Raw genomic sequence first — 4,435 nt, 5'->3', positions numbered from 1 at the left:
TTACTCTGCGGCTTCTTCGTAAGCGTCCATTGGGGGGCATGTGCAGATTAGGTTTCTGTCGCCGTAAGCGTTGTCGACGCGGTTTACAGGGGACCAGTATTTGTCGACGCCCATGGATCCTGGGGGGAAGCAGGCCTGTTCGCGGCTGTAGGGCCGGTCCCAGTCGCCGACCAGATCGCGCACCGTGTGGGGGGCGTTTTTCAGCGGGTTGTTCTCCGCGTCGATCTTGCCGTCGATGATGTCCTGCGCTTCCGCGCGGATGGACAGCATGGCGTCGCAGAAGCGGTCCAGCTCATCCTTGGGTTCAGATTCCGTGGGCTCGACCATCAGGGTGCCGGCCACCGGCCAGGACATGGTGGGCGCGTGGAAGCCGGAATCAACCAGACGCTTGGCGATGTCGTCGACGCTGACCTGTGCCGCCTCGTCCAAGGGTCGGGTGTCGAGGATGCATTCATGCGCCACCCGGCCCGTGTCCGAGGTGTAAAGGATCGGATAGGCATCCTGCAGGCGTGCCGCGATGTAGTTGGCGTTCAGGATTGCCACTTTCGTGGCCTGCGTCAGACCGGCGCCGCCCATCAGCAGCACATAGGCCCAGCTGACCGGCAGGATCGAGGGCGAGCCGAACGGCGCGGCCGAGACCGGACCCACGGCGGTGCCGTATTCCGGGTGACCCGGCAGGTGTTCCTCCAGATGCGCCTTGACGCCGATCGGACCCATGCCGGGACCGCCGCCGCCATGCGGGATGCAGAAGGTCTTGTGCAGGTTCAGGTGGCTGACGTCGCCGCCGATATCGCCGGGACGCGAGAGACCCACCATGGCGTTCATGTTGGCGCCGTCAATATAGACCTGACCGCCGTGGTCATGGGTGATCTGGCAGACCTCCTGAACGGTGGTCTCGAACACGCCATGGGTCGAGGGGTAGGTGATCATGCAGGCGGCCAGATGGTCCGAATGCTTTTCAGCCTTGGCGCGGAAGTCGGCCAGATCGATATTGCCCTTGTCATCGGCCTGCACCGGCACAACCTGATAGCCCACCATCTGGGCCGAGGCCGGGTTGGTGCCATGCGCCGAGGTCGGGATCAGGCAGACATTGCGGTGCGCCTCACCCCGCGCGGCGTGATAGTTGCGGATGGTCAGCAAGCCTGCGTACTCGCCCTGCGCGCCCGAGTTGGGCTGCTGCGAGATCGCGTCATAGCCGGTGATCTGGCACAGCTTGTCGTTCAGATCATCAATCATCTCATGATAGCCCTGCGCCTGATCTTGCGGGCAGAACGGGTGCAGATTGCCGAACTCGGGCCAGGTGACCGGGATCATCTCGATCGTGGCGTTCAGCTTCATGGTGCACGACCCCAGCGGGATCATTGCCCGGTCCAGCGCCAGGTCGCGGTCGGCCAGACGACGCATGTAGCGCGTGATCTCGGCCTCGGCCCGGTTCTTGTGGAAGATCTCGTGGGTCAGATAGGCGCTTTCGCGCAGCGCATAATCCGGCAGACGGTAGAGCTTGTTCGAGCTGTCATCCTTGCGATCGATACCAAAGGCACCCCAGACGGCCTCGATGGTCTCGGGGCGGGTCTGTTCGTCCAGGCTGATGCCTACTTTGGTGTCGCCGACCTTGCGCAGGTTCACACCCCGCGCCACGGCGGCCTCCATGACGACATTCTGCAGGTGGCCGACCTCAACCGTGATGGTGTCGAAGAACACCTCCGGCTCGACGGCAAAGCCCGCCTCTTCCAGGCCGGCGGCCAGACGCGAGGTCTTGCGGTGCACCGATTGCGCGATGGCCTTGATGCCGTCGGGGCCGTGATAGACGGCATACATCGAGGCAATCACCGCCAGCAGAGCCTGCGCAGTGCAGACATTCGAGTTGGCTTTCTCGCGGCGAATGTGCTGCTCACGGGTCTGCAGGGCCAGGCGGTAAGCCTTGTTGCCGCGCGCGTCGATCGACACGCCGATGATCCGGCCGGGCATCGACCGCTTCAGCTTGTCACTGGTCGCCATATAGGCTGCGTGCGGGCCACCATAGCCCATCGGCACGCCAAAGCGCTGGGTCGAGCCGATGGCGATATCCGCGCCCATCTCACCCGGTGACTTCAGCAGCGCCAGCGACAGGATGTCGGCGGCGACGATGGCAATGGCTTTATGTTCGTGCAGCGCGGCGATCTCGTTCGTGAAGTCGCGCACATGGCCGTGGGTGCCGGGATACTGGAAGATCGCGCCAAAGACCGACCCTGCGTCCAGCGTGTCCGGGTCGGCTACCTGCACATCGATGCCCAGAGGCTCGGCGCGGGTTTTGATCACCGCGATAGTCTGCGGGTGGCAGTTCTTGTCCACGAAGAAGGCCGCATTGTTGGCCTTTGACCGCCCGCCGCGTTTGGCCATCGCCATGGCTTCGGCCGCGGCGGTGGCTTCGTCCAGAAGCGAGGCATTGGCCACGTCCAGCCCGGTCAGATCGCTGACCATGGTCTGGAAGTTCAACAGCGCCTCAAGCCGGCCCTGGCTGATCTCGGGCTGATAGGGCGTATAGGCGGTGTACCAGGCCGGGTTTTCCAGGATGTTGCGCAGGATCGGCGCCGGCGTGGTGGTGCCGTAATAGCCCTGACCGATCAGCGAGGTCAGAACCTTGTTCTTGCTCGCCACCTCTTTCATGTAAAAGAGCGCATCGCGTTCGGTCATCGCCGGACCCCAGTCCAGCGGCTCTTTCTGCCGGATCGCAGGCGGGACGGTGGCGTCGATCAGCTGGTCCAGCGTCTTGAAGCCAATCACCTTGAGCATGTCGCGCATTTCCGTCGGGCTGGGCCCGATATGGCGGCGGTTGGCGAAGTCATAGGCTTCGTAATCAGTCAGTTTGAAGGCCATAGGTCATGCTCCTCAGGGAATGTCTCGCCCGGCCGCTCTGGCAGGAGCCTCCGGCGGGGATATTTTTAGCCAGATGAAGGGGCGGATCCGCGAAAGGACCCGCCGTTTGGGTTTACCCGATCAGGGCCTTGTAGCCGTCCAGATCCATCAGATCTTCCAGCTGCGCGGCATCCGCGATCTTGATCTTGTAGATCCAGGCCTCACCCTCGGGATCTTCGTTCAGCGCGCCGGGGTTGTCGGCCAGCGCTTCGTTCACTTCCGTGATCTCGCCATCGACCGGGGCATACAGCTCGGAGGCGGCCTTGACGGATTCGATCACGCCGATCTCGCCGCCTTTTTCAAACTCATCGCCTGCTTCCTGCTGCTCCACGAACACCACGTCGCCCAGCTGTTCAGCCGCGTGCTTGGTGATGCCCAGAGTGGCTGTGTCGCCTTCGACGGTCAGCCATTCATGCTCTTCGGAATAATAGGTTGCCATGTTGTCTCTCTCCTGACTTCAACGCTTGTAATTCTGTTTGACGAAGGGCAGCGCCACGATCTGTGCCGGCTGCGGTTTGCCCCGGATGATCAGGTTCACCGTCTCGCCCGGCTCACCGTGGCCCTTGGACACATAGCCCATCGCCACCGGTCCGCCGACCGTGGGGCCAAATACGCCCGAGGTGATCTGGCCGATCGTATTGCCCTCGGCGCACTGGATTTCCACACCCTGACGCGCTGGTGCGCGGCCATCGGGCTTGATGCCAACCAGCTTTTTAGCAGGGCCTTCGGCCAGTTCCTTCTGCACGCGGTCTGCGCCCGGAAAGCCGCCTTCTTCCTTGCGGCGCTTCTGGATCGCCCAGCCGAGGCTGGCCTCAATCGGCGAGGTGCTCTGGTCGATGTCATTGCCATAGAGGCACAGACCCGCCTCCAGCCGCAGGCTGTCGCGCGCGCCCAGACCGGCCGCTTCGCAATCCTCATGCGCCAGGAAGGCTTTCGAAACTTCGATCGCCTTGTCCTCGGGGATCGAGATCTCATACCCGTCCTCACCGGTGTAGCCCAGACGCGAGATGCGGCAGTCTACGCCGTTGATCGGGGCCTCAGTGGTTTCCATGAACTTCAGGTCGCGAGCGGCAGGGCACAGATCCCCAACCACGTTTTCCGCTGCAGGGCCCTGGACCGCCACCAGCGCACGGTCGAAGATCTCGATCACTTCGACGCCATCCAGATTATCGCGCATATGCGGGATATCCTGATGGCGCAGCGCTGCGTTCACCACCACGAAATAGTAATCGCCCGCATTCGACACGATCAAATCGTCCATGATCCCGCCATCCGCGTTGGTAAAGAAACCGTACCGCGCCTTGCCCGGCTTCAGGGTCGCGTAGGCCTGCGGGCACAACGCTTCCAGCTTCTCACCCACATTCTCACCGCGCAGGATCACCTGGCCCATATGAGACACATCAAACAACGCCGCCTTCTCACGACACTGCTTATGTTCCCCCATAATCCCCAACGGATACTGAACAGGCATCTCCCAACCAGCAAAATCAACCAACTTACCTCCCAACTCAACATGCAAAGAATGCAATGGGGTGCGTTT

Annotated in this window: 3 protein-coding genes; all 3 read right to left on the bottom strand. The window is 62.4% G+C overall.

Annotated elements, in window-relative coordinates; all coding sequences use genetic code 11:
• Positions 1 to 2,856 (bottom strand): aminomethyl-transferring glycine dehydrogenase, encoded by a 2,856-nt coding sequence (gcvP, locus tag QMP16_RS23425; protein WP_282154373.1) that lies wholly within the window; start codon positions 2,854 to 2,856, stop codon positions 1 to 3.
• Positions 2,857 to 2,968: 112 nt separating this feature from the next.
• Complete coding sequence (gene gcvH / locus QMP16_RS23420) at positions 2,969 to 3,334, bottom strand: glycine cleavage system protein GcvH (RefSeq protein WP_058271403.1); 366 nt, start codon at positions 3,332 to 3,334, stop codon at positions 2,969 to 2,971.
• 18 nt (positions 3,335 to 3,352) lie between these two features.
• The coding region (gcvT, locus tag QMP16_RS23415) for a glycine cleavage system aminomethyltransferase GcvT (RefSeq protein ID WP_282154372.1) at positions 3,353 to 4,435 on the bottom strand (1,083 nt) is incomplete at its 5' end.

Source organism: Ruegeria atlantica, assembly GCF_947495585.1.
GTDB classification, from domain to species: domain Bacteria; phylum Pseudomonadota; class Alphaproteobacteria; order Rhodobacterales; family Rhodobacteraceae; genus Ruegeria; species Ruegeria atlantica_G.
This window is presented reverse-complemented; position numbering and strand designations above follow the sequence as displayed.